A 24,144-nucleotide genomic window follows, 5' to 3' on the forward strand; every position below is an offset into this window, starting at 1 on the left:
CCGACGATGGAACCATTATCCTAGAGTCCGTTTTGGTAGCCATGCGAGTCGTCGTGATCGGTGGCGGAATCGTCGGCTGTTCGAGCGCGTACTATCTCGCGAAACGCGGGGCCGAAGTGGTCGTCTGTGAACGTTCGAACGTCGGTGCCGGAAGCACCGAACGCTCCGCTGGCGGCATTCGAGCTCAGTTTTCGACCCCCGTCAACGTCGCGCTCTCGCGGGCCAGCATGCGCGTGTGGAACCGGTTCGAGGAGGAGTTCGACGCCGACATCTCCCACAGACGCTCGGGGTATCTCTTCCTCGCCAGGGACGAGGCGTCGGCGGACGAACTCGCGGAGACGGTCGCGATGCAGAACGAGCGCGGCGTTCAAAGCGAGTTGCTCACCCCCGAGGAAGCGCGCGAGGTTTGCCCCGGCCTCCGCGCCGACCTGTTCCGCGCCGCGACGTACTCCCCGAACGACGGGTTCGCGGACCCACATCTGGCGCTCCAGGCGTTCGCCACCCGCGCCCGTGAAGTCGGTGCCGACATCCGAACCGGCGTCGAAGTGACGGGCGTCCCCGGCGATTCGACCGGAATCGAGGGCGTCGAGACGACCGACGGACCCCTCGATGCTGATTTCGTCGTCAACGCCGCCGGACCGTGGGCGAGCAGGGTCGCCGCCATGGCGGACCTCGACCTCCCGATTTCGCCCGAACGTCGCCAAATGGCGGTCATCGCCCCGGAAACGCCCGTCGCCGAGTCGGTTCCGCTGACCATCGACCTCGATACGGGGTCGTACTTCCGCCCGGAACGCGAGGGTGCCGCGCTCGTCGGCGGGCATTTCGGCGGCGACACGACGGCCGACCCGAACGCCTACGACCGGACGACGGACCTCGACTGGACCGTCGGGGCCGTAGAGAAGGCGGCGGAGTGGACGACCTACTTCGGCCCCGAGTCCGAGATTCGTCGCGGTTGGGCGGGTCTGTACGCCGTCACGCCGGACCACCATCCCATCATCGAGGAGACGATTCCGGGATTCGTGAACGCCGTCGGATTTTCGGGGCACGGCTTTCAGCACGCGCCGGCGACCGGCCAACTCGTCACGGAACTCGTCTTCGACGGCGAGGCGTCGCTCGTGGACATCTCCATGCTCGATTCGGATAGATTCGCGGAGGGACGTACCGTCGACGAACGGAACGTCGCGTAAAGGACGGTCTGTCGTCGCGTGAAAACCGAACCCTCCGTCGCGTCCCGGCAACCGTCCGATTTGCTGGCGCACATACAATTATTATCATCCCGCGGCAGGAAGTATGCGTGACAGACACGTTTCAGCCGGACGATTTCTACGACCTGACGCTGGTGAGCGACCTCGCGCTCTCGCCCGACGGCACTCGAATCGCCTTCGTCGCCGACGAGTTCGACCGGATGAAGGACGACCGACGAACGTCCCTGTTCGTCGTCCCGGCGGACGGGAGCGACGACCCGTATCGGCTCTCGCGGGCGTCCAACGCCGGGTCGCCGAAGTGGTCCCCGGACGGCGCGAAACTCGGATTCCTCGCCGCCCGCGAGGAGGACGTCGCGCTCTCGGTGACGACGGACGACGGGAACGAGGACGAGGACGGTGAGGACGATGAGAACGAAGCAAACGGCGCGGACGATGAACCCAAACCTCAGCTATGGCTGTTCGACATGGTTCGCGGCGGCGACGCTCGGCAACTCACGGATCGGGAGGAGGGCGTCCGCGAGTTCGATTGGGCACCCGACGCTGACCGACTCGTCATCTCCTCGCGCGACCCGACCGAGGAGGAACGCGACTACCTCGCGGACCTCCGGGACGGCGGCCCCGTCGAAACCGAACGACTGCAACACCGGTTCGACGGGAAGGGACTGCTGGACGACGTGACGACCTACCTGTTCGTCGTCGACGCCGAAACGCGCGAAACGCGCCGCCTCGACGACGCCTACGGCGGCGGGGCGTACGAACCCTTGCTGGGTCTGCAACCCGCGTGGGGGCCGGAGCGAATCGCGTTCCTTTCGAACCGCACGGACCGCCCCGACGATTCCGAGGCGATGGACGTGTACACCGTCTCACCCGACGGGAATGACCTGCGGAAAGTCACCGACTCGGACCTCGCTGCCGGTGTTCTCCGCTGGTCGCCGGACGGGTCCCGTCTCGCGTTTACCGGAAACCACCCGACGAACACGCACGTCCCGACCCAGTTGTACGTCGCCGAGGACGGCGACTACCGGTCCGTCTCGGAATCGCTCGACCGGACCGTCGCACGCTCCGGACGGTTCCGGTGGGAAGACGACGGGACGCTCCTCGTCGCCGTCGGGGACGAGGGAAGCACGCGCCTCGTTCGCTGTTCGGCGGCCGAGGACTCGCCGACGTTCACGTTCGATTCGCAAGGCGAGTACCGAACCGTCGAAACGTTCGATTGCGCGGGAGGGACAGTTGCACTGCTCCTCACGGACCCCGAAACCGTCGGGGATTTGTACAGCCTCCCCGTTGCCGACCTCGATTCCGGCGACGCCGTTCGAGTGACCGCGTGTAACGAATCCTTCGAGCAAACGCACGCCATGCCCGACTGTCGGCGCGTCGTGTATCCGAACGAATCCGGCGACGACATCGAGGGCATCGTCTACTATCCTCCGGATTTCGACCCCGAAGACCCCGATCCGAGGCCGCTAATCGTCAGCATCCACGGCGGTCCCGTCGCCTACGACGCGCCCGAGTTCTCGTTTGAGTACGCCTTTTGGGCCGATCGAGGATACGTCGTCCTCCGCCCAAACTACCGGGGAAGCAGTTCATACGGTCGGGCGTTCAGCGAAGCCATCCGTGGCGACTGGGGTCCCCGCGAATCCGAGGACGTGCTCGCGGGCGTCGAGCATCTCGTCGATCGGGGGTGGGCCGATTCGGACCGCACCTTCGTCACCGGCCTCTCCTACGGCGGCATCACGACGGGCTATCTCGTGACGCGGACGAACCGCTTCACCGCGGCCGCCGCCGAACACGGCATCTACGACCTCCGGTCGGCGTACGGAACCGACGACGCTCACATCTGGTGGGAAAACGACTTCGGCCTGCCGTGGGAGAACCCGGAAGCCTACGATTCCTCCTCCAGCATCACGGACGTCGGCAACATCGAAACGCCCCTGTTGGTCACGGCTGGCGGCGAGGACTGGCGCTGTCCACCGTCGCAGTCCGAACAGCTATACATCTCCGTCAAAAAGCAGGGCGTCCCCGCGAAACTCGTGGTTTACCCCGACGAGCATCACAACATTGGCGACCCGGACAGGGCTGTACACCGCATCGAACAGCTAACGGAATGGTTCACAACTCACGACCCCGAACGGCCGTAATGGGACGTTAGCGGTTGAACGATTCCCGTTTCCGATTAAACGGTCGCTCGCTTTATTCACTCGCTCGACTTACCCCTCTCCGGGGAAACACTGATGAGTGAAACAGAAGCGAGAGAAGGAGCGTCTCGAAGTACCGACACTGACGAATCGGGACTGAAATGGCTGAGCGGTTTCGTATCGCTCGTGGGGGCGTGGATATTCATTTCCGCGTTCGTCTACCCATCGATGTCAACGACGAGTTACTGGAACAACCTCATCATCGGGGCGGCGATATTCCTCATCGCGGGGTACAACTACTACCGCATGTCTCGGGGGATGTTGACGAGCGTGGGTAGTTCGTCGTTCGTCGCACTGTTGGGCCTTTGGATGATACTCGTGCCGTTCATCATGACCGCGTCGACGGCGTTCTGGAGCGACATCATCTCCGGCATCGTCGTGGCCATCATTGCCGGGTACAACGCCTACGCGGGCCGTGAGGAGAGAGCGGGCGCGCCCGCCGGAACGGCTTAAAGTCGTTCCAGTTTGTCCAATCGGAACGATGCGAGATGGTATCGAGTGACGAGGACCGCGAATCCGACCATCACGACGGCGAACATCGCATGGAACGAGAGTGCGGTCTGGTGTGAGTAGCCGTTCCACAACTGGGCGAGGCCCAGCAACACTGGTCCGAAACTGAACAGTCCGGTCTGTACCGGCAGCTCGGAGAACAGTTCACGGAACGTAACGGGTGCTTTGTCGGTCATCAATCGGTTCTTGACCCCATTCGTGGCCCGGGCATCAATACCGTTTCGAAATCGTTTCCTACTCCGTTTCGTCTTCGTCCACCGGCCCGTACACGACTATTTCTCCGTCCGCATTGATGAGTATCTCACATCCACGGGCGAGAAACGTGATCTTACCGTTCGTCCGTAGCGTCCCGTCGTGTTTCTGTCCGAAAATCGCATCCAACGCGTCGGGGTCGACGCTATCGTAGAGCCACGTCTGTTTTTCCGCCCCCTGTCCGACTATCTCCTCCACTCCTCTGATGACTCGTGTGCTCGGGTCGTCGTTCTCTCCCGCGACTCGATACGCTTTCCGTCCGTCTCGGTCGAGGTCCGTCGCCCGTTCGGTAAATCGATTCTCTTTCATGATATGCCGATTCGAGTGTTCAGTTAGGGTGTTAAACTGATTACAGCAATAAAAGAATCTCGATTGTATCTGAAACTAATACCTCTCCGTGATATGTCCGAAAAAAGATTTAAAATGGCTCGAATGTGCGTCGCGACGGGTGACTCCTTCCGTCGTCCCGGTTCCTCATCCCCGCTCGGTTCTCACCTTTTCCGCTCTACGACTGTCCACCCCGCCACCAGCCCAACAGCAGGAGCGCGACCAACGCCACTGGAACCGTGAACCCGGGCAAACTGGTGTTCCCGGACGACGAACCAGTTTCACCTGAAGCCGCATTCGTCGTCGTGGATTTCTCCCCCGTCGTCTCCTCCGTTGTGCTCTGGTTCGTCGTTTCCGTCATCGACCCCGGACCGAGTTCCAGCACCCATCCGTCCATGCCTCGGGCGCCGAACCCGCCGGTTTGTCCCGCGAGGAGGTAACCTCCGTCGTGAGCCTGTATCGCGGGCCATGGTTTATCCCAGCCCGTACTTCCGTACGCCTTTTCCCACTGAAGGTTCCCGTCAGCGCCCGTTTTCACCACGTACCCGTCCGCACTCCCGATTCCACCGGTCAGCGTTCCGCCCGTGAACAGGTACCCGCCGTCCTCCGTCGACATCGCCGAGTCGAGCCAATCGACTTCCCCGCCGCCGAACCGCTTCTCCCAGTCCAGTGCCCCGCTTGAATCGTACCGGAACACCCAGCCGTCGCGCGATTTTCCGCTTTCGGACTCGCCGGCCACGACGATTCCACTTTCGTCACCCGTCGCCGCCCAGACGGCTTCCCGGTCCGCCCCGCCGAGGGTACGTTGCCACTGTCGCTCGCCGTTGTTTCCGGCCTCGAGAACCCACGCGTCTTGGCCTCCGCTATCGACCTCCCCGGCGACGAGGTATCCGTCAGCCGTCGGAACGACTGCCTTGAAGCGTCCCGTACTCCCGTTCGGAGCCGCGTACGTCCGTTCCCACGCCTTCGACCCCGACGCACCTTGCTTCAGTAGCCACCCGCCGACGCCGCTGTCCCCTTGGGTCCAACCGGCGAGTACGTATCCGTCTCCGTCCTGCTCGACGCCGTAAAACGCGCCCGTTCCCGGCGTCCGCTCGTTCTGCGTTCGTCCGCCCGCATCGAGTTCCAGCACCCATCCCGTCGGGCTTCCGCCGCGGTCGGTTCGACCGGCGACGACGATCTGGCCGTCCATCACGGTGACGGAGTACAACCGGTCCGTTCCCGGTCCGGAGAGCGTTCGCTCCCACTGCTTGTTTCCATCGCCGTCGATTTTCATCACCCAGCCGTCGATGCCGGTGCTCTCGCTCTCTTTCTCTCCCACGAGTACGTAACCGCCGTCGTCCGTCCGTGCGACATCGTTGAAGATGTCGTCGCCGGACCCGCCGTACGTTTCGTTCCAGCGCTCTTCAGGTTTCGAGTTCGACTGCGGTTCGGCCGCCACTACCGCCATCGCTCCGACTGCGGAGGCGACGAACAGGGCGAATACGAGGGTCGTCGGGCGTCCCATGTGCCCTTCGTCGGGAGATGACCAATTTGTTATAGCTCCCCTGCACTCGAATCAGGCGGTAACTGTCCCTCGGTTGGCACCGCCTGTCCCGCCCGAACCCGAAGGGCTTCGTCGGTGGACGGTTTCCTGAACGGCATGGTTCGAACCGCGATATATTTTGCCCTCGTCGGTATGCTCGCGTGAGATGTCTGGGCACTGTTTGCCGATTTCGCCACCCGAACGCTCGCGCCCGAAGTGGATGGCGATATCCTACACCGTGGGCGTCGGCCTCGCGATCGCATACATAGCCACACCCGATCCCCTCTCGATCTCGGGGTCGGGAGTCACGTTCGCCATCGCTGGCGGCCTGTTCTCCGGCATCGGTTCCACCAGTACTACGTAGCGCTTACGCGGGAATACCGCGATCTCGACGATCGTCACCGCGCTCTATTTCGTCGTCGCGGCCGTTCTCGGCGCGGTAGTCCTCGGCGAGTCGGTCGATATACGGGACGTAGCGGGTATCGGTTTGGCCGCCGGTGCCGTCGTCCTTTTAGCGACGTGAGCTGGGAATATACCAAATCTCGCTATACTAAGACGACTACGAATTCGTCACGAGGGGAAAGGTATCGATCTATTCAGAAGGACGGTCCTTGACATATGTATCTCGGAATTCCTGAATGAGTTGGCCAGTCTCAGCGTACCACTGGTTGAGCATTCGTTGGAGCTCATTCGCTATCTCGTCAGGGTCAGAGACCCTATACACGTGGTGATAGCCTCCCTTCGGACAACTTTCCTGTTCTTGCACGACAACTCCTGCCTCTTCGAGTCGTTTGACTGAACGGTACGCAGTCGTCCGCTCTTTACCGATGAACTTCGCAACGTAATCCACGGTAAGCGGCTCAGAAGACTCTGCTAACAATCTAAATACGGCTCTGTCTAGCTCACTCAGTCCGAACATACAGTCAAGAAGACCTTCACACTCCCGTTCATCCCCAAGTTGCTTTTGTACAGCTTCTGGCATTGTTATCGACCCTTAGTGCTGTCGCCACATAAGGTTTGCACTCTTATGCAATCAAACGCGAGTTCGGAATCGACATGAAGAAATTGAGCGGAGAGAGTAGAAACGTGATAATGGAGAATACGGGCCATAGGGGCCATAGAATATCAATATCCAATAATTAATCGGTTCCGCTCTCGGCAGCGATGAACTTATCACACCTCGCCTCATTGCAGATAGTATGCAAACAACTGATGACTGTGAGTTGGAATACGACGTTCTCATCATCGGGGGCGGGCCTGCTGGTTTGAGTGCAGCCCTCCAGTTAGGGCGCTCGCTCCGCAGTGTCTTGGTCTGTGATAACGGCGAACCGCGCAATGGTCCAGCAGCTGAAGCCCACGGATACCTGACGAGAGACGGTATCCCGCCGGAGGAGCTGCGTCGGCTCGGTCAGGAGGAAGTCGTGAAATACGGCGGCGAGTTTCGGGACACGAAAGTAACGGATGTCAGCAGGGACAACAACAGCTTCACCAGTACCCTGGATTCCGGCGAGACCGTCATAAGCCGGAAAGTCGTACTAGCGACTGGTGTCAGTGACAACCTTCCAGATACCGACGGCTTCGAGGAATTCTGGGGGAGTGGCGTGCACCACTGTCCCTACTGCCACGGCTACGAAGTTCGTGGTGAACCCCTCGGCGTGATGGTCACGGACGAACACATGGTCCACTACGCGAAGCTCATCTACAACCTGAGTGACGACCTCGTCGTGTTCACTGATGGGTATGACGTCTTCGACGAAGAATCGCAGTCACTGTTCGTCAAGCACGGAATCGAAATCGAGGACGAACCGATTACCGCACTCAACGGATCGAATGGTGCTCTCGAAAGCATTTCCCTCGCGGATGGCCGCGAGGTCGCTCGCCACGCTCTGTTCTACCCGCCGCCGATGGAGCAACACAGCGAGATCCCAGAACAGCTCGGTCTCGAAGTGGATGAGGCTGGGCTCGTCGATGCAACGCGCTCCCAGCGTGGAATCGGGTTGACATCGGTCGAGGGCCTGTTCGTTGCTGGCGACGCCTCTAGCGGAGGCCCTCCCTCCATAGCATCGGCCGCCGCGGATGGGTACGCAGTCGGGGCAACCGTGAATGGGGAACTCTCCATGGAAGACTTCGGAGGGGGGTGGTAACTATGGAAATGTCCTTAGAGGAGCTCGCCGATCGCTTTTCGGAGGTCGCGGATCAGTATGACGACATACACGACAGCGACGAGAAGCCGATCTACAACGCGTGCGCCTCGCTCGTCGTCGAGCACGCCAACCCTGGTCCCGACGACGTCGTTCTCGACCTCGGAACGGGGACGGGCCTGATCGCGTTCGCGTTGGCCGAGGACGCCGGCCACGTCGTCGGTCGCGACATCAGCGACGGGATGATAGAGCAGGCGCGGTCGAAAGCCGCCGACAACGGTTTCGAGAACGTGGAGTTCGGCTACGGCGAGTTCCGCGACCCGCACTACGACGGCGACGTCGACACCGGGTCGTCGGAGACGCCCCAAGCCGACGCTCGTGGTGCTCGCGTCGACATCGTCGTCTCAAACTTTGCCCTGCACCACCTCCCCGACGAGAAAAAACGCGAGGCTATCGAGGTCATCGCCGATCTCGGCGCACGTCGGTTCATTCTCGGGGACGCGATGTTCTTCGGCTCACCCGACCCTGAAGAACCGCTATTCGACCACGGGGTCGACGGGGCAACCGTCGGGATGCTCGTGGACGTGCTCACTGATGTCGGATTCGTGGTCACGGCAGTCGAGCGCGTCCACGACCAAGTGGGCGTCTTGGTCGCCGAACGAAGTGATGAAGAGTCGGCTTACGGACCTCAAGAGGACCAATAACTCCGATGTGTCGAATGTTCGCGTTGCGGAGCACCGCTAGCTGTCCGGTACAGGAATCGTTGACGGATGCCGACCGGTCGCTTCGACGGCTGAGCGAGATTAACCCACATGGATGGGGTGTCGCACAATACGTTCAGGGCGTTCCACAGATCGTCAAGAGTCCAGAGATGGCCGCTGAGAGCCCCGCATATTCGGCTCTGGCAAACCAGATCAACTCGAATTGTGTGGTCGCCCACGTCCGTCGTGCGACACACGGTGACCACACCATCGCGAATACGCATCCGTTCCAGTACGGTCGGTGGGTGTTCGCGCACAACGGCAATATCGCCGGGTTCGACGACTTGCGACCGACGCTGCTGGACGAAATAGCACCGTTCCTGCGTCCCCATATCGTGGGTACCACGGATAGCGAGGTGCTGTTTTTCCGACTCCTGACCGCGATGGCTGATGCAGGCATCCTCGATACAGAATCAGGGCAAGTCGGTCCAGAAGCGCTTTGGGAAAGCATCAGCACCGTCGTGGAGCGAGTTGCTGAACTGGCTGGTGGTATGCACGACGATACCAACGGTCCATCTGATGAAACATATCTAACGTTCGTCCTCTCAGATGGTGATACTCTCATCGGACATCAGGGTGGAAAGTCACTCTTTGTCCATGCGCCGACGATCAATCATGGGGATCAAGAGAGGTCGTGGGCAGTCGGGAACGGAGTGACTAATCATTTTTTACTAGCGAGCGAACCTGCTCATAACCCTGCAATGTGGACCGGAATCCGACACGGCGGGGTAGTCGGGGTCGGTCCTGACATGACCGTCTGGACCACACCAAATGCTCTGACTGATTGAGACATTTCCGAACACGCTTACTACCGATTTTCTAACGAATTTTGGCTGTATGCAAGGCACGCATCAGTTTCATCCTCCGAAACTGTGATTATCGGTCACAAATCATCCCATACTTGCCGGATTCTCTCCCCTGGGCTTTTGATAAGGCTTCTACTTTTCGCTTTTACGAATTCTCTTGGTTCACGCTGAAACTTTACCAGAACAGGTACAATATTATATTTCAATGTTTGTAAGCCCGTAATGAGGAACCATCCCGATATACAGATAATAAAGGCGGCTGCAAGTGGTATGGACAGAAGATCGAAACTTGTCGGGTCGATATCGGTAACTAGCTCATCGTACACTCCAAGGAAAAGGAAAGGAGTGACAAAAGCCACTGCTAGTTTTCCTAGCTTGCTTGCTCGTTTGTCCCATTGGTTCTCTTCAAACTGCTCTTCGACTTCGGCTTTTGTCTGGCGGCGAATCTCCGCCGTCGTCTGAAGATCAATTTGTTGGAGGGTCGGAGCAGTCGTTGTGTCGGTGTAGTCTTCAGTCTGGCCACGGACGTCCGTGGTCAATTCATCTCGATCAATACCATTGAGTTCGCAGAGTCGTTCGACGACAATGGTAGTAGACGCGAGTGTCGTCCGGAGTTCGTCATCCGACAGGTCGTCGAACGCCATCTCAAACTGCCGGTCTGGATAGTCAGCGAGAAGCTGAAAGTCTAGCAGACCAGACCGAAACCGTTCTCGAATTCGTTGTTGATCTCGCCGCTTTTTCTCCTCATCAAGACCATCAAAATCATCCCTTATTCGGGTTCGCTGTGTTTTCGTAAGGAGTGATGCCGACTTACCCGCCATATTGTGTAGATATAGGCCGTAGGAGGTTATCATTTACGATTGAGCGGAGTATTTGGAAAATCGGTGTATACCTATATCGTCCCTAGAGCACGCAGCCACCATGGCCTCTGTGGTTTTAGTTCCGCAAACCAATTCTACAGAATTTGGGCCTGTATGGTGATATAGCGACGATATTCGATACAACGGTCTGTCTCCTTTATTACCACCGACTAGAAAGGGGCTATCCGAATGAGCGTAATCGAAAGGCACGGTTTGAATGAGCAATTTAGAGATGCCACAGCATTACAGACGATTAATCCGTCTGTCGAACAAGGAGGGATCGATAGGTTCCTCGGACGCAAGCGCGCTGGTAAATCAATTACCACCGATCTAATACTCAGATTCTCTCAGTCCAGTGCACGAACAGAACAGAGCCCGGTACAAAGAGGTGTCAGAAATGTCGTCTTCTGATAAACTTGGTGTAGGGAAAAACGAACGCACGAATCAGGCAGCAGTCGCGGTTCAGGATGTCCGGAAAACATACCAGGTGGGAGACCCCGTCCATGCTCTCGACGGAGTGTCTCTCAAGTTGAAGTGTGGTTCATATACTGCCGTCATGGGCCCGAGCGGTTCAGGGAAGAGCACGCTGATGAATCTCATCGGGTGTTTAGACACTCCGACGGAGGGGCGAGTTACCGTCAACGGGAAGGACGTGACTCAACTCTCCAGTAGAGAACGAACACGGCTACGGGGCAGCGAGATTGGGTTCGTCTTTCAGACCTTCAACCTACTGCCTCGACTGACCGCCCAAGAGAACATCGTGCAGCCAATGGTCGCCCAGAAAGTTTCACGAAGTGAGCGAAACGAACGTGCGAAGCAACTCTTAGAACGTGTTGGACTCGGAGACCGGGCAGATCATCGTCCAAACGAACTATCAGGTGGTCAGCGCCAGCGGGTCTCCGTCGCTCGCGCCCTCGCCAACGACCCAGCACTGATTCTCGCCGATGAACCGACGGGGAATCTGGACTCGGAAACTGGAGCCAATATCATGGAGCTATTGAGTGAACTCCACGAGGGTGGCAACACGATTCTCATGGTGACACATGAGCGCGATATCGCCGAGCATGCCGATAAGATCATCCACCTACTGGACGGTGTAATCGAACGCGAAGAGATCGTTGACTCGCCTGTACGGCCAACAGTTGGAGGTGGTGAGTAATGGACCTCTTTGAGAGTTTACGGATGGCATGGCGGACGATTCGCGGGCACCGTCTCCGTTCGACGCTGACCACACTCGGCGTCGTCATCGGCATCGGAGCGGTTATCACGTTTGTCACATTAGGTGCGAGCCTTCAAGCCGCGATAATTGGCGACCTGGCTGGAGTTGCAGGTTCTCCGACGATAACAGTTACGAACCAACCGCAAGGCGCCGATGGCGGACCGGAGGGCGTCGGCGATGATGGACCGGTAGAGGGCGGCGGTCAGGCCGTCTTCACCGAGCACGACATTCAACAACTCCAGGAGACAAAAGGCGTGGAAACGGTCGTTCCAGAGGGGAGCGTATCACTCTCAGGCGTCACATATAGCGGACAGTCGATTGCAAAATCAGCAATGACGGCGACGACGCCAGCCTACTTCAGCCATACGGAGGCGGGAAATTTCTCCGCTGGTGGCCCCTTCTCACCTGGTGAACGGGAAGTCGTCCTGAACGAAGCTGCGGCGACTATCTTCGAGCAGAACGTCTCTGTTGGTGACTCGATCACAGTCACTCGGAGCGGTGGTAAGACGATTAACGCAACAGTCGTCGGCATTCTCGAAGGCGGTTCTTCGGATAATAGTCAACAACCCGGAATCTACGGTCCGACGGACCCGTTCCACCAGACCCGACTTGTTAGTCCAGCAACGGGGGAAAATCAGCACGTCTACTCGCAGTTGACTGTCGTAGCAGTTAATTACGACCAAGTTGATCAGGTCGCTAAACGTGTCACAGATTACTTCACTGCTGACTCGGATGCGCAGGGTCTTCTCCCATCGTCGTACGAAGTGAGTGTCCAGACAACCGAGGAGTCCGTCAAGCAAATGCAGAGCTTGGTGAATACCTTCACCAGCTTCGTCACGGGCATTGCGGTCATCTCGCTCATTGTCGGCGCGATCGGTATCGCTAACATCATGCTCGTGAGCGTCACCGAACGGACACGCGAGATAGGAATCATGAAAGCCGTTGGGTTCCAGAACCGTGATATCCTTCAGTTGTTCCTCGTTGAGGCAGTTATCCTGGGGCTGTTCGGATCCGTGTTTGGAATCATCCTCGGAGCTCTTACTGGGTATGGTGCGACAGAGTTCCTCGCTCTTCCGTTCACCTTCCCGATAGACTGGGCAGGGATTGCCGTCGCCGTCGGGGTGCTCGTCGGTATCATTGCTGGTCTGTACCCAGCTTGGAACGGCGCTCGAATCGACCCCATCGAGGCCCTTCGTTACGAATAATATTCAACTGCACCGTGGTGAATCGGCACAAAACTGCACCACCCGGGCCGAACGCCCAAAATTTAGCCATCCAACCATCTATTCAGAATTACTGACACCTGCAAGAACGCCTTACGGCCGTCACGGAAATATGCCGGGATCTAGCCGAGCTGACGCGGTATCGAAGCTTTGCAACCACCCTACGGTCAGGTATCGGCATTGGTTGGGTGTATAGATGTTGGGACTCGATCTCAGAAAGGGAATTATCGCTTTTCTCATCATCATTGGAGTTTACGGAATATTATTTTCCTTCGTTGGGGTTGACCGGTTCAGTGCAGCGATTGAGAGTACGAATCTGACATTCTTGTGTTCAGTGATCGGTGCCATCTTCGGTTGGTTGATCGCCTGGTCAATGGCGCTGCGAACGATTCTCAACGCACTTGATGTCAATATCTCGCGAATGAGAGGATTCTTTGTGCTCGTTGGGACGATATTTTTCAACAATATCACGCCATTCGGTCAGGCAGGTGGCGAGCCGGTCACGGCTCACCTGATCTCTCAGTCAACCGATTCAGAGTACGAAACCGGACTTGCAGCCATAACCAGTTTCGACACGTTGAATTTTATCCCATCAACATTTTTCGCGGTGTCTGGTGTCGGTTATTTCCTTTTGACATCTACGTTACATGGAGTACTGAGAATCGCAGCAATAGCGGTAGTTATACTTGCTGTCGCTGTGCCGTCATTCCTCTTCGTGGGGTGGCAAAGACGCGACAAATTTACGCAAATTATTGTCAACAGCCTCACTCCCGTGCTCAAGATCGCCTCTCGCAAACTACCATGGGTTTCGCCCATATCTAAATCAGGGATGAAAAGTCGGATTGAAAGGTTCTTCAAATCAATTGAGCGAGTTGCGACGAATCGCCATAGCTTGGGACTGTCACTGAGTTATTCTACTTTAGGATGGCTGCTTCAGATACTTGGGCTGTGGATTACATTTCGCGCCATTGGCTATGCTATCCCGATTTCTGTGGCCTTATTCGCCGTTCCGATTGCGTCCATTGCTGGTGTTACGCCGCTCCCAGGTGGCGCTGGGGCTATTGAAGGAGTGCTAATAGCATTATTGACAGTCCTAATGCCAACCCTCGGCGTTCAAGCCATTACTACAGCCGTGATAATATTTCGTGGTATTAGTTATTGGGTCCCCGTCCTTCTAGGCGGTGCGGTGACGAGTCTCTTCAGCACCCGTGGTTTCACACCGTAGCTCCCCATGATGCCCATTATAATCGTCTTCCTTGCCTTCATTCGCTAATGTGAGCATTGAATCTGACGCCGTTGTTAGATACTCCTCACACTCCAGATGCCCGCCAGAAGCTATCGAATATTTGGACCCCACTATACTCCGGAAAAGATGGGTCTTCGAATTCGGCTACACTGGGTTTCGGGTAGCAGTGCTACCGAGCGTCTCCAGCCATACCATGCGAATATGGGAAGATAAAGCACCGTTCACCCAGTGTAACAGCCGTAATGGAGAATGGTGTATGGCCATATCGGCCATAGAAGTCGCAACTATTTCGAACTCAGTGGCCTGAAAATTACAACCCAATTATCCAGAATTCGGCGTTGTACGGCCATATCAAGCCAGAATTGGATTGAAAGGTCTCTCGGGTTTATTTATCCCCGATGGATGAGGGTAATCGGATGAGAATGAACGAGACACGCGCTTTGACGAAGCATTATGCGAATCTCGCCACAGTGCAGGGAGAGGCATATAGGTTGCATCGAATCGTTGTCGAGGAGACCATTATTTTATTAGATATACAATGAAAATAATTGGCCATCGTGGATTCGCGAACAGTTTCCCTGAGAATACAGAAATTGCGTTTCAAAACGTTCCCAAGGACGCTGATATGGTCGAACTGGACCTCCGGCGATGTCGAAGTGGGGAAATTGTTGTCATCCATGATGGGATTGTAGATGCTGTAACTGACTCAGATGGTCAAGTAGCTGATTACTCAGCCACGGAGTTGGCGAATCTTAACGTCCACGGATCCGGGCAAGGAGTGCCCACGCTCGCTAACGTTCTTGAAATCATTTCTCCAGGTGTCAGTCTCAACCTTGAGATCAAAGAACTTGGTCTAGCGGAGGATGTAGTGAACGCGGTTCGGGATTGGGACTCGCAGGTCGTAATCTCGTCAGCCAATAAGGAGATACTCCAGGAAGTGAGAGGAGTTGATCCGAACATTCCGATTGCGCTCATCTTCGCAATAAATCCAGAGAAAAATCTCAGAGCAGCTGAGAAATTGGGATGCACTCACGTTCAACCCCATTGGGGCATCAGCCTATCCACGAGTCTCATTGAGCAAGCACACGAGAAGGAAATGAAAATCTTCGTGTGGACGATAAATACTGACGTTGGAGCACAAATCTGTCGGAAGCTCGGTGCAGATGGTGTAATTGCCGACAGACTAGTCTACGTTGACCAGTTAGCCTCGCCTCCCTCACAAGGCAGAACCATATTTGACCAGCCGTCTCTTCGGAAGGTTGGAGTCTTACTCCTCCCAATCGCACTCAGAGGAGTTACGTATCCGTTTGTTCTGCTTGGCGCTTTTATTTCTGTAATCGCCGGGAATCTTGGTACGATTTCGATCAATTCCTCCAGTAACAGTCGTGCAGGCTATTTTTTTACGTGGACCAATTCAACGCTGGAACAAAAAATATCGATCCTTCTGTGGAAAGGGAAATCATTGGCTACAGCGAGTGATGGTCGATGGCGCGGAGCATCATTTTTGAATAGTGTTCGGCGATTCAAATCCTCGCTAGACTGGCAAGGAATAGCTTCCAACCAGTATACAGAATCCGAGTCAGCAACAAAAGGGAACAAGCTCTGGAATAGGGCTCGGAACTCCATTTTGTTAGTGAGCGAATTAGTGACTGATAGGCTCCACGACGTTTCCCTGAGTAGAATAATCGCCACAGGTTACTGGGGGAGAGGGTGGGAGAAATGAGGGGGTTTATCTCAAATACTACGAGGAATCAAAGACTTCTGCTCGTCGCTGTCACGACTGGTTCATTTGTCATCGCATTATTAGCTTTGCACCAAAATGCGACCGGCTGGATTGATTCTTTAGCACAGGCGGTTACCGGTGGTGCGGCTCTCCATTCACTCGTCGAATCAGCAACGGGGTGGGTCGGGCTAGTAATTATCTTCGGGTATTCGTTTCTGATAGCGTTTGCGCTTCCCGGTCCGAGTGAAATCGTCTTGCTCGCGCCGCTCAATCTCGGAGTGCCGCACTGGGCGAATATCTCGACCATCATGCTCGTCAGTGCTACTGGAAAGGCTGCGGGAAGTGTGTTCGCGTTACACATCGGTCAGGAAGTCGCACAATCCGGACCGATCATCCGCTGGTTACGGCAATCGAGGTGGAACGTCCTCGAATGGTCGGAGAAATGGTTCGTCCAGTTCGTACAGCAGTACGGCTATGCTGGACTCGCGATAGCTCTATCTGTCCCCTTTTTCCCGGATACGCTCTCGATCTACGCATTCGCTGTTATCGAACGGAATTATACGAAGTTCGCGGTTGCGACGTTTCTCGGAAGTCTCGGACGGCTTCTCGTGACGGCCGGATTTTTGGGGGGAATTACATCAGTAGTCTAATCAAATTATACTATCGTCGACTGTAATAATGGACTTGATGGCAAGTCTGGACCAAACGGTGGTTAGTTCGGCAAGTCCTTCCGTCCCGTCCGCACACACGGCCAGCACGGGAAGTCACCGAGGCCGTCACAGTCGCAATTCTCCGGAGTTTTTCCATCAGTCTTCTGTGCGCGTTGCTGTGCCGTCTCGTCAGCTCCAAGTTCCGCAGGTGGTTTCGTACTCATGGTCTTTCGCTGGATTTCGGAAGACCAGTGCCGAGTGCTGGAACACCCGGCGCGTTTCCACACGCCCGAGGGCCACAGGTCCCGCGTTTAGATTTCTACAAACTACCACCATGACGACACTTCTCCCAATCTCCGATCGAATTCAGCGCACTGTAAGGATTGGCCGCCCACAGCGCACTCAAGAGTAAATCGAGTGAATGTCGGGTTCTCGGCGAACTGTCGGCGTTACTTGAAGACGTGGCTGTGCGCGAGATTACCGATCACGAGAGATTCGAACTGCGGATTACTAACGAAGTGTACACCAGCATCGATCTGATCGATCAAACCGACCTCTGCGTGTACGTGGCCGACCCGTTCGATCCTCGTTCGATCCTCGGAGTGACTCGGATCGACGATCAGGAGTTCGTCCAAACTGTCGAGACGTCGTTTCGGTCCTGTTGGGAGCAAGCAACGCCCATCACGTCGATTGACGACTCTGGGAACTAGTGACCTCACGGTCTCATGTGACTACGATTCGGTTTCTAAAATGAGAATAGAGAAATAAAGGCACGCAACAATCTCATCTTCCAAGGTTGTGAATTGCTCGCTCCAGAGTCGAGTGACGAGGACCCGAAGACAGATACAAGAGAGATGAATCAGGACGTTCCGGTTCGTGCGATCACCGACAAAACCAAGGGGCTCAGAAGGGCGGCTTACCGAGGAATCGCTTGATGATCCGTCGTTCGGCGCGGTGGAGGATCCCGCTCGCAGTGTCCTTGCTCACGCCGAACGATTCGGCGAGTTCCGTGAGCGTACACTGGCGCGGACTCTCGTAGTACCCGCGCTCGACCGCCTCGACGACTCCAACCGCGATGCCACCCTTGTGGATCCGAACGATCCAGACGCCCCGCACCTGTTCCTCGTTGGCGATACGTACACGGTCCTCCTGTCGGGCGAAGACACCGCCGACTAGATGTGTCTCATCTACGTGCACGTTCCGCCGGGTGGCGGACCCGGTCCACATCGCCACGATTTCGAAGAAACGTTCGTGGTCCTCGAAGGCGAGATCGAAGTAACGTTCCGCGGTGAATCTATCACCGCGAAGGCGGGTCGGACGATTCACGTTCCGGCGAATGCACCACACCAGTTCACGAATGCGACGGATCGGCCGACGCAGATGCTGTGCACCTGTGAACCGGCCGGTCAGGACGAGTTCTTCCGCGCCGTCGGCGTCCCGGTTGTCGGGCCAACGACGGTCGCCAATCAAAGCGAGGAGGATGAGCGAGCACAGCTGGAGAAAATCGAAGCACTCGCGCCGCAGTACGACACGGAGTTGCTGGCGGACACGGAGTGACGGAGCGGTTTTCCCGTTGGTCGTGAACGGACGAACGCGGGGTCTCGTGGCTTCACTCCAACCAGCAGGTAACCGCCGCTGTATCGACCCTCCTATGTGGGGTGGTGGGATTATCCTCCGATGGTTTGTGAAAACCACACATGGATCCAAATGACGAAATTACGGTCGCAGAGGCCCCAACGGACCTGAAGGGCACTGCGCTGGACCGCAGGGAGTTCATCGACATGCTCAAAGTCGGCGGCACGATGCTCCTCGGCACATCGCTCGCCGGCTGTTCCAGCAACGGGGGGAACGACACCAATGGGGGGACGGTGGCCGGCGGTGTGACCGTCCCGGAGGAACTGGTTATCGCGATTCCCTCGGGCCCCGATTTGCTCGACCCGCACCAAACTACCGACAACGGCGCGAGTTACGTGATGGCGCTACTCTACGACAGCATGGTGCAGATGGACGGCGACCGGAACATCCGGGAGTCGCTCGGAAAGGGATACGAGATCAGCGACGACGGCACCGAATGGACTATCGAGTTCAACGTCGATAGCGGGATAACGTACCACAACGGCGACGAGTTCACGGCCGACGACGTCGTGTTCACCTTCGAGCGGTTACGCGACCAATCGCTGATCCCGTGGGCCGTCGGCTCGCTCCAGAATGTCGAGAAGGTCGACGACCGACGGGTGACCTTTCAGTTCGAGAAGCCGTACGCCTTCTTCGATATCCACACCTCCTACTCTTCGTACTTCGGCATCCTCCCCGAGGACCTCGCCGGGGCGTCCAAAGAGGAGTTCGCGCAGAATCCGGTCGGTACCGGCCCGTACCGACTCGAGGAATGGGTAAAAGACGAGCACCTCACTCTGGCCCGAAACGACGACTACGAGACGCCGGTGCTCGACGTCGTGGAGGCCGATGACCCGCCGCGCCCCAAGCGGATCGTCTTCCAAGTCATCCCCTCCACGACGCCCCGCACGCAGGGGCTCCTGACAGGGGACGTGGACGTGGTGCTTCCGGCCCCGACGAAGGACCGGGCGAAACTGCAGGAGTCCGACGAGGCGGCGTTTCACTCGTTTTCCGGAACGTCGATTCGATACTTGGCTCCGCACAACGGACTCCCCCCGACGGACGACCGAAGGGTCCGTCAGGCCATCGCCCACGCGATCGACAGGGAGCGGATCGTCGATGACATCTACAAGGGGGCCGGGGAAGTCAACTACTCCCCGATGCCCGTCGGTCAGGGACCGTGGGCGGGCGAGACCGTGCTCGAAGAGATCGGCTACGAGTACGACCCGGATAAATCGCGCCAACTCCTCGAAGACGCGGGCTGGGAGCAGGACGGTGACTCCCGCGCGAAGGACGGGAAGCGGCTCAAACTCAGTATGGTGACGGGGAACGCCCCGCAGCCATTGCTCCAGAGTTCCGAGGAGATCGTGGCGATGCTGGGTGAGGTGGGGTTCGACGTCGACCTCACGACTACTCAGTCCAATCAAGCATCGGTACAGATGGCCCAGGGGGAGACCAACCTCCTGAACACCGGATTGGGTTGGGGCACTCCCGACGTGATGCAGTTCATGCTGGCGTCGCCGTACGCCGGCGCTTCGAACGTCCAGTTCTTCAAAGACGACAAGACCGACCAGTTCCTCAACGAGGCAGCGAGCACACTCGACGACGCCGAGCGTGCGAACATCTACGAGAAGATGCAACTGCGAGTGATGGAGCTCTGTGGGACGATACCCATCATGTCGCCGTCGATCGAGATCGCCCTCAGTTCGAAGTTAGGGGGGTACCACTACCTGGAGGGTTCGACCGGCCACATGTGGTCGGATATATACGTGAAAGATGAGTAGACTGCTACGATATCTGGTGAGCCGGATACTCTGGGCGATTCCGGTCCTCGTCGGGGCCTCCATCGTCACCTTCGGTATCATGCACCTCACGCCCGGCGATCCCGCACGGTTCGCCTTGGGTCAACGCGCCACCCCCGAGACCGTGGAAAGGCTCCGACAACAGATGGGGCTCAATCAGCCGATCTACAGCCAGTACCTCGATTTCGTCACGGGCGCGGTTCGCGGCGACTTCGGCCGGTCACTCAAGACTCATCGGGGCGTTACCACGATGATCCTCCAGCGGCTCCCGTATACCGCTCAACTATCGATCTCGGCGCTTCTCATCGCCGTTATCGTCTCGTTTCCGCTCGGCATCACCGGTGCGGTCAGGAAAGGGAAGTTCGCCGACCACGCGAGTCGGGTTGGTGCGCTGCTGGGCATCAGTACGCCCAATTTCTGGCTCGGCTTGGTGCTCATCTTGGTGATAGCGGTTCCGATGCGGGCGTTTCCGATCTTCGGGATGACGCTGATAACCGAGGACCCGATCGAGGGAATCACGTCGACGTTGTTGCCCGCTATCGCCCTCGGTACCGCACAGGCGGCGATCCTAACCCGTCTCCTGCGCGGCGGTATGCTCGACGAACTGCAGGAGGGGTACGTCCGGACGGCGAAAGCGTACGGAATCGACACGCGGGAGGTGACCTACGTCTACGCGCTAAAGAACGCCATCCTGCCGACGATAACCGTCCTCGGTCTCCAGTTGGGATCGCTGCTCGGCGGCGCGGTCATCGTCGAGCAGGTGTTCAGCATCCCCGGTATCGGCCGGATGACGGTCGGGGCCATCTTCAGCAAGGATTTCCCGGTCATTCAGGGCGTCACGATGTTGGTTGCGGTGACGTTCGTCGCGGCTAATCTGCTCGTCGACTTGGTGTACGCCCGCTTCGATCCCCGCATCGATATCGAAGGAGGTGACCGATGAGCACCGAAACGACCGTCCGGTTGCGGTTGTATCGGCGGACTATGTCCGACCCCGTTATGGCCCTCGGTGCGCTCATAGTCGTCGGATGCGTTCTGCTCGCGATGTTCTCCATCGTCGACGAATTCGTGCTCAACGGCCTACTCATCAAGACGTTGCTCCACGATCCGTACGTGCTCCACCCCGAGAACCGACTCGTCTCGCCCAGTCTCGCCCACCCGTTCGGAACCGACGAGCAGGGCCGAGACATCCTCGCACGCGTCATCTACGGCACTCGGACGAGTATCGTCGTCGGGATCGGCGCAGTGACGTTCGCAGGCGTCGTCGGCGTGACGCTGGGACTCGTCACCGCCTATTACGGTGGCCTCGTCGACAACGTGGGGATGCGTGCGGTCGACGTGCTGCTGGCGTTCCCCGCTATTCTGCTCGCTATCGCCCTGTTGGCATCGCTGGGGCGTGGCTTCTCCAGCATCATTCTCGCGCTCGGCATCGCCTTCATTCCCCTGTTCGCTAGAATCACCCGGAGTAAGGCTCTCTCGGTCAAGTCCGAGGAGTACGTCACCGCAGCGGAGGTGATGGGATATCCGACCAGAAACGTCTTACGGGACGAGATTCTGCCGAACTGTGTCACGCCGATCATCGTCCAAGCGACGTTCTCGCTGGCGGTCGCGATCATCGCGGAGGCGGGGCTCTCCTTCCTCGGACTGGGAGTCACGCCGCCGACACCGACGTGGGGCATCATGCTCTCGACGAGTCAGGAGTACATCGATTCCGCATGGTGGTATTCGCTGTTCCCGGGGCTTGCCATCATGACGACCGTTCTCGGATTCAACCTCCTCGGCGACAGTATTCGAGATGCCCTCGATCCCCAGGGTGACAGCGGGGAACGGAGACTGTAACCATGAGTATTCTCCATATCGACGACTTGCACACGTACTTTGACACTACCGGCGGCACGGTTCGAGCCGTCGACGGCATCGACCTCTCCATCGAGCCCGGAGAAATCGTCGGTCTCGTCGGCGAGAGCGGGAGCGGCAAGAGCGTTACCGCGGACTCGATAATGAACCTCGTCGAACGACCCGGCCGCATCGCGGACGGCTCGGTGGAGTACGACGGTCGAGACGTGCTCTCGCTCACGGAATCGGAACTCGCGGAACTCCGTGGCAAAGAGATGTCCATGATATTTCAAAGCCCGGAGGAGGCGTTCAACCCGACACAGACGGTCGGGCGGCAACTCCACGACGTGCTTCGAAGCCACCGAAGTGGGCCGGTCCATCCGTTCAGACGGATACTCGGCCTCGACCACGACGCGGCGTGTCGGGAAGCGGTCATCGAGATGCTCGACGCCGTCGGTATCCCCTCCCCCGAGGATCGGTACACCGACTATCCGCACGAGTTCTCCGGCGGCATGCTTCAGCGAGCGATGATCGGGATGGCGCTCCTCTGTGACCCGAAACTCGTGCTTGCGGACGAACCGACGACCGGGCTGGACGTGAGCATCGAGCGTCAGATTCTGGCACTGTTCAAGGATATGGTCGAGGAACGGAACACGGCGGTGCTCTGGATCACACACGACCTCTCGGTCGTCGCGAAACTCTGTGATCGAGTGGCCGTGATGTACGCCGGGAAGATCATGGAGGTGGGACCCACGGAGACGGTGCTGTCGTCACCGAAAAACCCCTATACGCAGGCGCTACTGAACTCGATTCCCAGATACGATAGGCCCGACGAGGACCTGTTCGTGATGGAGGGAGAGATTCCGAGCCCGCTCGACAGGCCCGACGGCTGTCAGTTCGCGGACCGGTGTCCGAAGGTTCATGATCGCTGTCGAGACGTCCACCCGCCTCGGTACGACGTCGGCGAACGAGAGGTCGCCTGCTATCTCGTGGAGGAGGAAGCGGAATGAGCCTCATCGAAGCACGTGGTCTCGAAAAGCGGTTCTCGACGGGGTCGGGGGTGGCCGCGCGGTTCTTCTCCGACGACGTGGTTCACGCCGTCGATGGCGTGGATCTCGACATCGGGAGCGGCCAAACCATGGGGCTCGTCGGCGAATCCGGGTGTGGCAAGAGCACGCTCGGAAACCTCCTGTTGCGCATCCACGATCCGACGGCCGGCACTGTTCGATTCGATGGGACCGAGATAACCGGACTGAGTGACCGTGAACTCGGACCATACCGCAGTAAAATGCAGATCGTGTTTCAGAACCCACGGAACAGCCTCAACCCCAAACACACCGTCGGGAAGATTCTCCGTAAGGCGATACGGTTCCACGACGTCGCCTCCGGCGCGGATGCAGCGTCGCTGGCCGAACGGTGCCTCGAAGACGTCGGCCTGCGGCCGGAACACACCGACCGCTATCCGCACGAATTTTCCGGCGGACAACAGCAACGCATCGCGATCGCGCGGGCGCTCTCGGTGAAACCCGAGTTCATCGTCCTCGACGAACCGGTCTCGGCGCTGGACGTGAGCGTGCAGTCCAAGATTCTCGGACTCATCGACGATCTGAAAGCCGAGTACGATCTGACGCTGCTGTTTATCACTCACGACCTGAACGTCGTCCGCCGGGTCTGTGACGAGGTATCGGTAATGTACCTCGGGGAAATCGTAGAGAACGCGCTCACGACGGAGCTGTTCGACGACCCGTACCACCCGTACACGCAGGCACTCTTCGACTCCATCACGCTCCCCGAACCGGGCGAACTCGATCGGGGAGGTGGCATTCAGGGTGAAATCCCTTCCCCCATCGATCCTCCGTCCGGCTGTCGCTTTCGAACCCGATGTCCGATGGCGATGCCGGAGTGCGAGGAGGTCAATCCGGAACTCGTGGAACGGGAGCGCGGGGCGACTGACGGAGCACGCCACACCGCCTGCCATCTCTACGATACCGCCGAGGACGGGCCGGACGAGAAAAGAGCGGTAGATCGACTGGGATAGCGGTGGGCGAGGGGCGTTATCCCGGCGGGCAAAGCGCTGCACCGATTTCGACCTCGTATCTGTTTTTGAACACCCGATGGCGTCACCGACGCGGGTAGCCGTTCTCCGCAAACTCCACATCGATCGGCCGCTCCGTCGGCTGAGGCGGGCGATTTCTGCCGCAGAATCGAGGGAAATTTTCTCACCCGACTTTCCACGCTTCGCCAAAAAATCT

24 protein-coding genes are annotated in these 24,144 nt (G+C 58.0%); 18 read left to right on the top strand and 6 right to left on the bottom strand.

Annotation, left to right across the window (positions count from 1 at the left end; genetic code table 11):
* Nucleotides 1-41 precede the first annotated feature (41 nt).
* The 3 genes from LJF34_RS18505 to LJF34_RS18515 all read left to right on the top strand — a co-directional run bounded on the left by LJF34_RS18505 (nt 42) and on the right by LJF34_RS18515 (nt 3,853).
* Nucleotides 42-1,187 (top strand): FAD-dependent oxidoreductase, encoded by a 1,146-nt coding sequence (locus LJF34_RS18505; protein WP_231186794.1) that lies wholly within the window; start codon nt 42-44, stop codon nt 1,185-1,187.
* Between the two features lie 107 nt (nt 1,188-1,294).
* Nucleotides 1,295-3,343: a S9 family peptidase gene (locus LJF34_RS18510; protein ID WP_231186795.1), complete on the top strand. Its 2,049-nt coding sequence runs from the start codon at nt 1,295-1,297 to the stop codon at nt 3,341-3,343.
* Between the two features lie 93 nt (nt 3,344-3,436).
* Nucleotides 3,437-3,853 carry an SPW repeat protein gene (locus LJF34_RS18515; RefSeq protein ID WP_231186796.1) on the top strand — a complete coding sequence of 139 codons (417 nt, stop codon included), beginning with the start codon at nt 3,437-3,439 and terminating at the stop codon, nt 3,851-3,853.
* Here LJF34_RS18515 and LJF34_RS18520 read toward each other — a convergent pair.
* The 3 genes from LJF34_RS18520 to LJF34_RS18530 form a co-directional block, all read right to left on the bottom strand.
* Nucleotides 3,850-4,086 carry a hypothetical protein gene (locus LJF34_RS18520; RefSeq protein WP_231186797.1) on the bottom strand — a complete coding sequence of 79 codons (237 nt, stop codon included), beginning with the start codon at nt 4,084-4,086 and terminating at the stop codon, nt 3,850-3,852. The two genes, LJF34_RS18515 and LJF34_RS18520, sit on opposite strands and share 4 nt — an antisense overlap.
* Before the next feature lie 58 nt (nt 4,087-4,144).
* Nucleotides 4,145-4,471, bottom strand: coding sequence for a HalOD1 output domain-containing protein (locus LJF34_RS18525; RefSeq protein WP_231186798.1), 327 nt, complete (start codon nt 4,469-4,471; stop codon nt 4,145-4,147).
* 196 nt (nt 4,472-4,667) lie between these two features.
* Complete coding sequence (locus LJF34_RS18530) at nt 4,668-5,996, bottom strand: hypothetical protein (protein ID WP_231186799.1); 1,329 nt, start codon at nt 5,994-5,996, stop codon at nt 4,668-4,670.
* Nucleotides 5,997-6,180: 184 nt separating this feature from the next.
* Between LJF34_RS18530 and LJF34_RS18535 the strand changes: the two genes are divergently transcribed.
* Entirely contained in the window at nt 6,181-6,378 is a 198-nt protein-coding gene (locus LJF34_RS18535) for a hypothetical protein (RefSeq protein ID WP_231186800.1), read from the top strand.
* Between the two features lie 228 nt (nt 6,379-6,606).
* Here the strand turns inward: LJF34_RS18535 and LJF34_RS18540 are convergent, their stop codons facing one another.
* Nucleotides 6,607-6,996: a helix-turn-helix domain-containing protein gene (locus LJF34_RS18540; RefSeq protein WP_231186801.1), complete on the bottom strand. Its 390-nt coding sequence runs from the start codon at nt 6,994-6,996 to the stop codon at nt 6,607-6,609.
* Between the two features lie 217 nt (nt 6,997-7,213).
* On the opposite strand from LJF34_RS18540, the gene LJF34_RS18545 reads away from it, so the two are divergent.
* The 3 genes from LJF34_RS18545 to LJF34_RS18555 are packed head-to-tail and all read left to right on the top strand — an operon-like array spanning nt 7,214 to nt 9,704.
* Entirely contained in the window at nt 7,214-8,158 is a 945-nt protein-coding gene (locus LJF34_RS18545; protein WP_231186802.1) for an NAD(P)/FAD-dependent oxidoreductase, read from the top strand.
* A gap of 2 nt (nt 8,159-8,160) precedes the next feature.
* Nucleotides 8,161-8,859 carry a class I SAM-dependent methyltransferase gene (locus tag LJF34_RS18550; protein WP_231186803.1) on the top strand — a complete coding sequence of 233 codons (699 nt, stop codon included), beginning with the start codon at nt 8,161-8,163 and terminating at the stop codon, nt 8,857-8,859.
* A 14-nt stretch (nt 8,860-8,873) separates the two neighbouring features.
* On the top strand, nt 8,874-9,704 hold the full coding sequence (locus LJF34_RS18555; RefSeq protein WP_231186804.1) for a class II glutamine amidotransferase: 831 nt from the start codon (nt 8,874-8,876) through the stop codon (nt 9,702-9,704).
* Nucleotides 9,705-9,799: 95 nt separating this feature from the next.
* On the opposite strand, the gene LJF34_RS18560 is transcribed toward LJF34_RS18555, so the two are convergent.
* Nucleotides 9,800-10,543: a hypothetical protein gene (locus LJF34_RS18560; RefSeq protein WP_231186805.1), complete on the bottom strand. Its 744-nt coding sequence runs from the start codon at nt 10,541-10,543 to the stop codon at nt 9,800-9,802.
* Nucleotides 10,544-10,979: 436 nt separating this feature from the next.
* On the opposite strand from LJF34_RS18560, the gene LJF34_RS18565 reads away from it, so the two are divergent.
* The 5 genes from LJF34_RS18565 to LJF34_RS18585 all read left to right on the top strand — a co-directional run bounded on the left by LJF34_RS18565 (nt 10,980) and on the right by LJF34_RS18585 (nt 16,643).
* Nucleotides 10,980-11,741, top strand: a complete 762-nt coding sequence (locus LJF34_RS18565; protein WP_231187237.1) for an ABC transporter ATP-binding protein — start codon at nt 10,980-10,982, stop codon at nt 11,739-11,741.
* Nucleotides 11,741-13,006, top strand: a complete 1,266-nt coding sequence (locus LJF34_RS18570) for an ABC transporter permease (RefSeq protein WP_231186806.1) — start codon at nt 11,741-11,743, stop codon at nt 13,004-13,006. Before LJF34_RS18565 ends, LJF34_RS18570 begins: the two co-directional genes overlap by 1 nt.
* 214 nt (nt 13,007-13,220) lie before the next feature.
* The gene (locus LJF34_RS18575) at nt 13,221-14,249 is read left to right on the top strand and encodes a flippase-like domain-containing protein (protein ID WP_231186807.1); all 1,029 of its coding nucleotides are present in this window, start codon (nt 13,221-13,223) and stop codon (nt 14,247-14,249) included.
* Nucleotides 14,250-14,808: 559 nt separating this feature from the next.
* A complete protein-coding gene (locus LJF34_RS18580; protein WP_231186808.1) occupies nt 14,809-15,993 on the top strand; it encodes a glycerophosphodiester phosphodiesterase in 1,185 nt (394 codons plus the stop codon).
* Nucleotides 15,990-16,643: a VTT domain-containing protein gene (locus LJF34_RS18585; RefSeq protein ID WP_231186809.1), complete on the top strand. Its 654-nt coding sequence runs from the start codon at nt 15,990-15,992 to the stop codon at nt 16,641-16,643. Before LJF34_RS18580 ends, LJF34_RS18585 begins: the two co-directional genes overlap by 4 nt.
* A gap of 903 nt (nt 16,644-17,546) precedes the next feature.
* Here the strand turns inward: LJF34_RS18585 and LJF34_RS18590 are convergent.
* Nucleotides 17,547-17,840: a helix-turn-helix domain-containing protein gene (locus tag LJF34_RS18590; protein ID WP_231186810.1), complete on the bottom strand. Its 294-nt coding sequence runs from the start codon at nt 17,838-17,840 to the stop codon at nt 17,547-17,549.
* Between LJF34_RS18590 and LJF34_RS18595 the strand changes: the two genes are divergently transcribed.
* The 6 genes from LJF34_RS18595 (at nt 17,820) to LJF34_RS18620 (ending at nt 23,930) form a co-directional block, all read left to right on the top strand.
* Complete coding sequence (locus LJF34_RS18595) at nt 17,820-18,200, top strand: cupin domain-containing protein (RefSeq protein WP_231186811.1); 381 nt, start codon at nt 17,820-17,822, stop codon at nt 18,198-18,200. The two genes, LJF34_RS18590 and LJF34_RS18595, sit on opposite strands and share 21 nt — an antisense overlap.
* Before the next feature lie 140 nt (nt 18,201-18,340).
* A complete protein-coding gene (locus tag LJF34_RS18600; protein ID WP_231186812.1) occupies nt 18,341-20,041 on the top strand; it encodes an ABC transporter substrate-binding protein in 1,701 nt (566 codons plus the stop codon).
* Nucleotides 20,034-20,999, top strand: a complete 966-nt coding sequence (locus tag LJF34_RS18605) for an ABC transporter permease (protein WP_255666263.1) — start codon at nt 20,034-20,036, stop codon at nt 20,997-20,999. The genes LJF34_RS18600 and LJF34_RS18605 overlap by 8 nt, the downstream gene beginning before the upstream one ends.
* On the top strand, nt 20,996-21,895 hold the full coding sequence (locus tag LJF34_RS18610; RefSeq protein WP_231186814.1) for an ABC transporter permease: 900 nt from the start codon (nt 20,996-20,998) through the stop codon (nt 21,893-21,895). Before LJF34_RS18605 ends, LJF34_RS18610 begins: the two co-directional genes overlap by 4 nt.
* Nucleotides 21,896-21,897: 2 nt before the next feature.
* Nucleotides 21,898-22,902 carry an ABC transporter ATP-binding protein gene (locus LJF34_RS18615; protein WP_231186815.1) on the top strand — a complete coding sequence of 335 codons (1,005 nt, stop codon included), beginning with the start codon at nt 21,898-21,900 and terminating at the stop codon, nt 22,900-22,902.
* Nucleotides 22,899-23,930, top strand: coding sequence for an ABC transporter ATP-binding protein (locus LJF34_RS18620; RefSeq protein ID WP_231186816.1), 1,032 nt, complete (start codon nt 22,899-22,901; stop codon nt 23,928-23,930). Before LJF34_RS18615 ends, LJF34_RS18620 begins: the two co-directional genes overlap by 4 nt.
* Nucleotides 23,931-24,144: the final 214 nt, after the last annotated feature.

This window comes from Haladaptatus sp. DYF46 (assembly GCF_021083305.1).
Taxonomy (GTDB): domain Archaea; phylum Halobacteriota; class Halobacteria; order Halobacteriales; family Haladaptataceae; genus Haladaptatus.

Coding starts and splice junctions, on each gene's coding strand:
- LJF34_RS18505 (WP_231186794.1), top strand. CDS start 42: ATGCGAGTCGTCGTGATCGGTGGCGGAATCGTCGGCTGTTCGAGCGCG.
- LJF34_RS18515 (WP_231186796.1), top strand. CDS start 3,437: ATGAGTGAAACAGAAGCGAGAGAAGGAGCGTCTCGAAGTACCGACACT.
- LJF34_RS18520 (WP_231186797.1), bottom strand. CDS start 4,086: ATGACCGACAAAGCACCCGTTACGTTCCGTGAACTGTTCTCCGAGCTG.
- LJF34_RS18525 (WP_231186798.1), bottom strand. CDS start 4,471: ATGAAAGAGAATCGATTTACCGAACGGGCGACGGACCTCGACCGAGAC.
- LJF34_RS18530 (WP_231186799.1), bottom strand. CDS start 5,996: ATGGGACGCCCGACGACCCTCGTATTCGCCCTGTTCGTCGCCTCCGCA.
- LJF34_RS18535 (WP_231186800.1), top strand. CDS start 6,181: ATGTCTGGGCACTGTTTGCCGATTTCGCCACCCGAACGCTCGCGCCCG.
- LJF34_RS18540 (WP_231186801.1), bottom strand. CDS start 6,996: ATGCCAGAAGCTGTACAAAAGCAACTTGGGGATGAACGGGAGTGTGAA.
- LJF34_RS18545 (WP_231186802.1), top strand. CDS start 7,214: ATGCAAACAACTGATGACTGTGAGTTGGAATACGACGTTCTCATCATC.
- LJF34_RS18550 (WP_231186803.1), top strand. CDS start 8,161: ATGGAAATGTCCTTAGAGGAGCTCGCCGATCGCTTTTCGGAGGTCGCG.
- LJF34_RS18555 (WP_231186804.1), top strand. CDS start 8,874: ATGTTCGCGTTGCGGAGCACCGCTAGCTGTCCGGTACAGGAATCGTTG.
- LJF34_RS18560 (WP_231186805.1), bottom strand. CDS start 10,543: ATGGCGGGTAAGTCGGCATCACTCCTTACGAAAACACAGCGAACCCGA.
- LJF34_RS18565 (WP_231187237.1), top strand. CDS start 10,980: ATGTCGTCTTCTGATAAACTTGGTGTAGGGAAAAACGAACGCACGAAT.
- LJF34_RS18570 (WP_231186806.1), top strand. CDS start 11,741: ATGGACCTCTTTGAGAGTTTACGGATGGCATGGCGGACGATTCGCGGG.
- LJF34_RS18575 (WP_231186807.1), top strand. CDS start 13,221: ATGTTGGGACTCGATCTCAGAAAGGGAATTATCGCTTTTCTCATCATC.
- LJF34_RS18580 (WP_231186808.1), top strand. CDS start 14,809: ATGAAAATAATTGGCCATCGTGGATTCGCGAACAGTTTCCCTGAGAAT.
- LJF34_RS18585 (WP_231186809.1), top strand. CDS start 15,990: ATGAGGGGGTTTATCTCAAATACTACGAGGAATCAAAGACTTCTGCTC.
- LJF34_RS18595 (WP_231186811.1), top strand. CDS start 17,820: ATGTGTCTCATCTACGTGCACGTTCCGCCGGGTGGCGGACCCGGTCCA.
- LJF34_RS18600 (WP_231186812.1), top strand. CDS start 18,341: ATGGATCCAAATGACGAAATTACGGTCGCAGAGGCCCCAACGGACCTG.
- LJF34_RS18605 (WP_255666263.1), top strand. CDS start 20,034: ATGAGTAGACTGCTACGATATCTGGTGAGCCGGATACTCTGGGCGATT.
- LJF34_RS18610 (WP_231186814.1), top strand. CDS start 20,996: ATGAGCACCGAAACGACCGTCCGGTTGCGGTTGTATCGGCGGACTATG.
- LJF34_RS18615 (WP_231186815.1), top strand. CDS start 21,898: ATGAGTATTCTCCATATCGACGACTTGCACACGTACTTTGACACTACC.
- LJF34_RS18620 (WP_231186816.1), top strand. CDS start 22,899: ATGAGCCTCATCGAAGCACGTGGTCTCGAAAAGCGGTTCTCGACGGGG.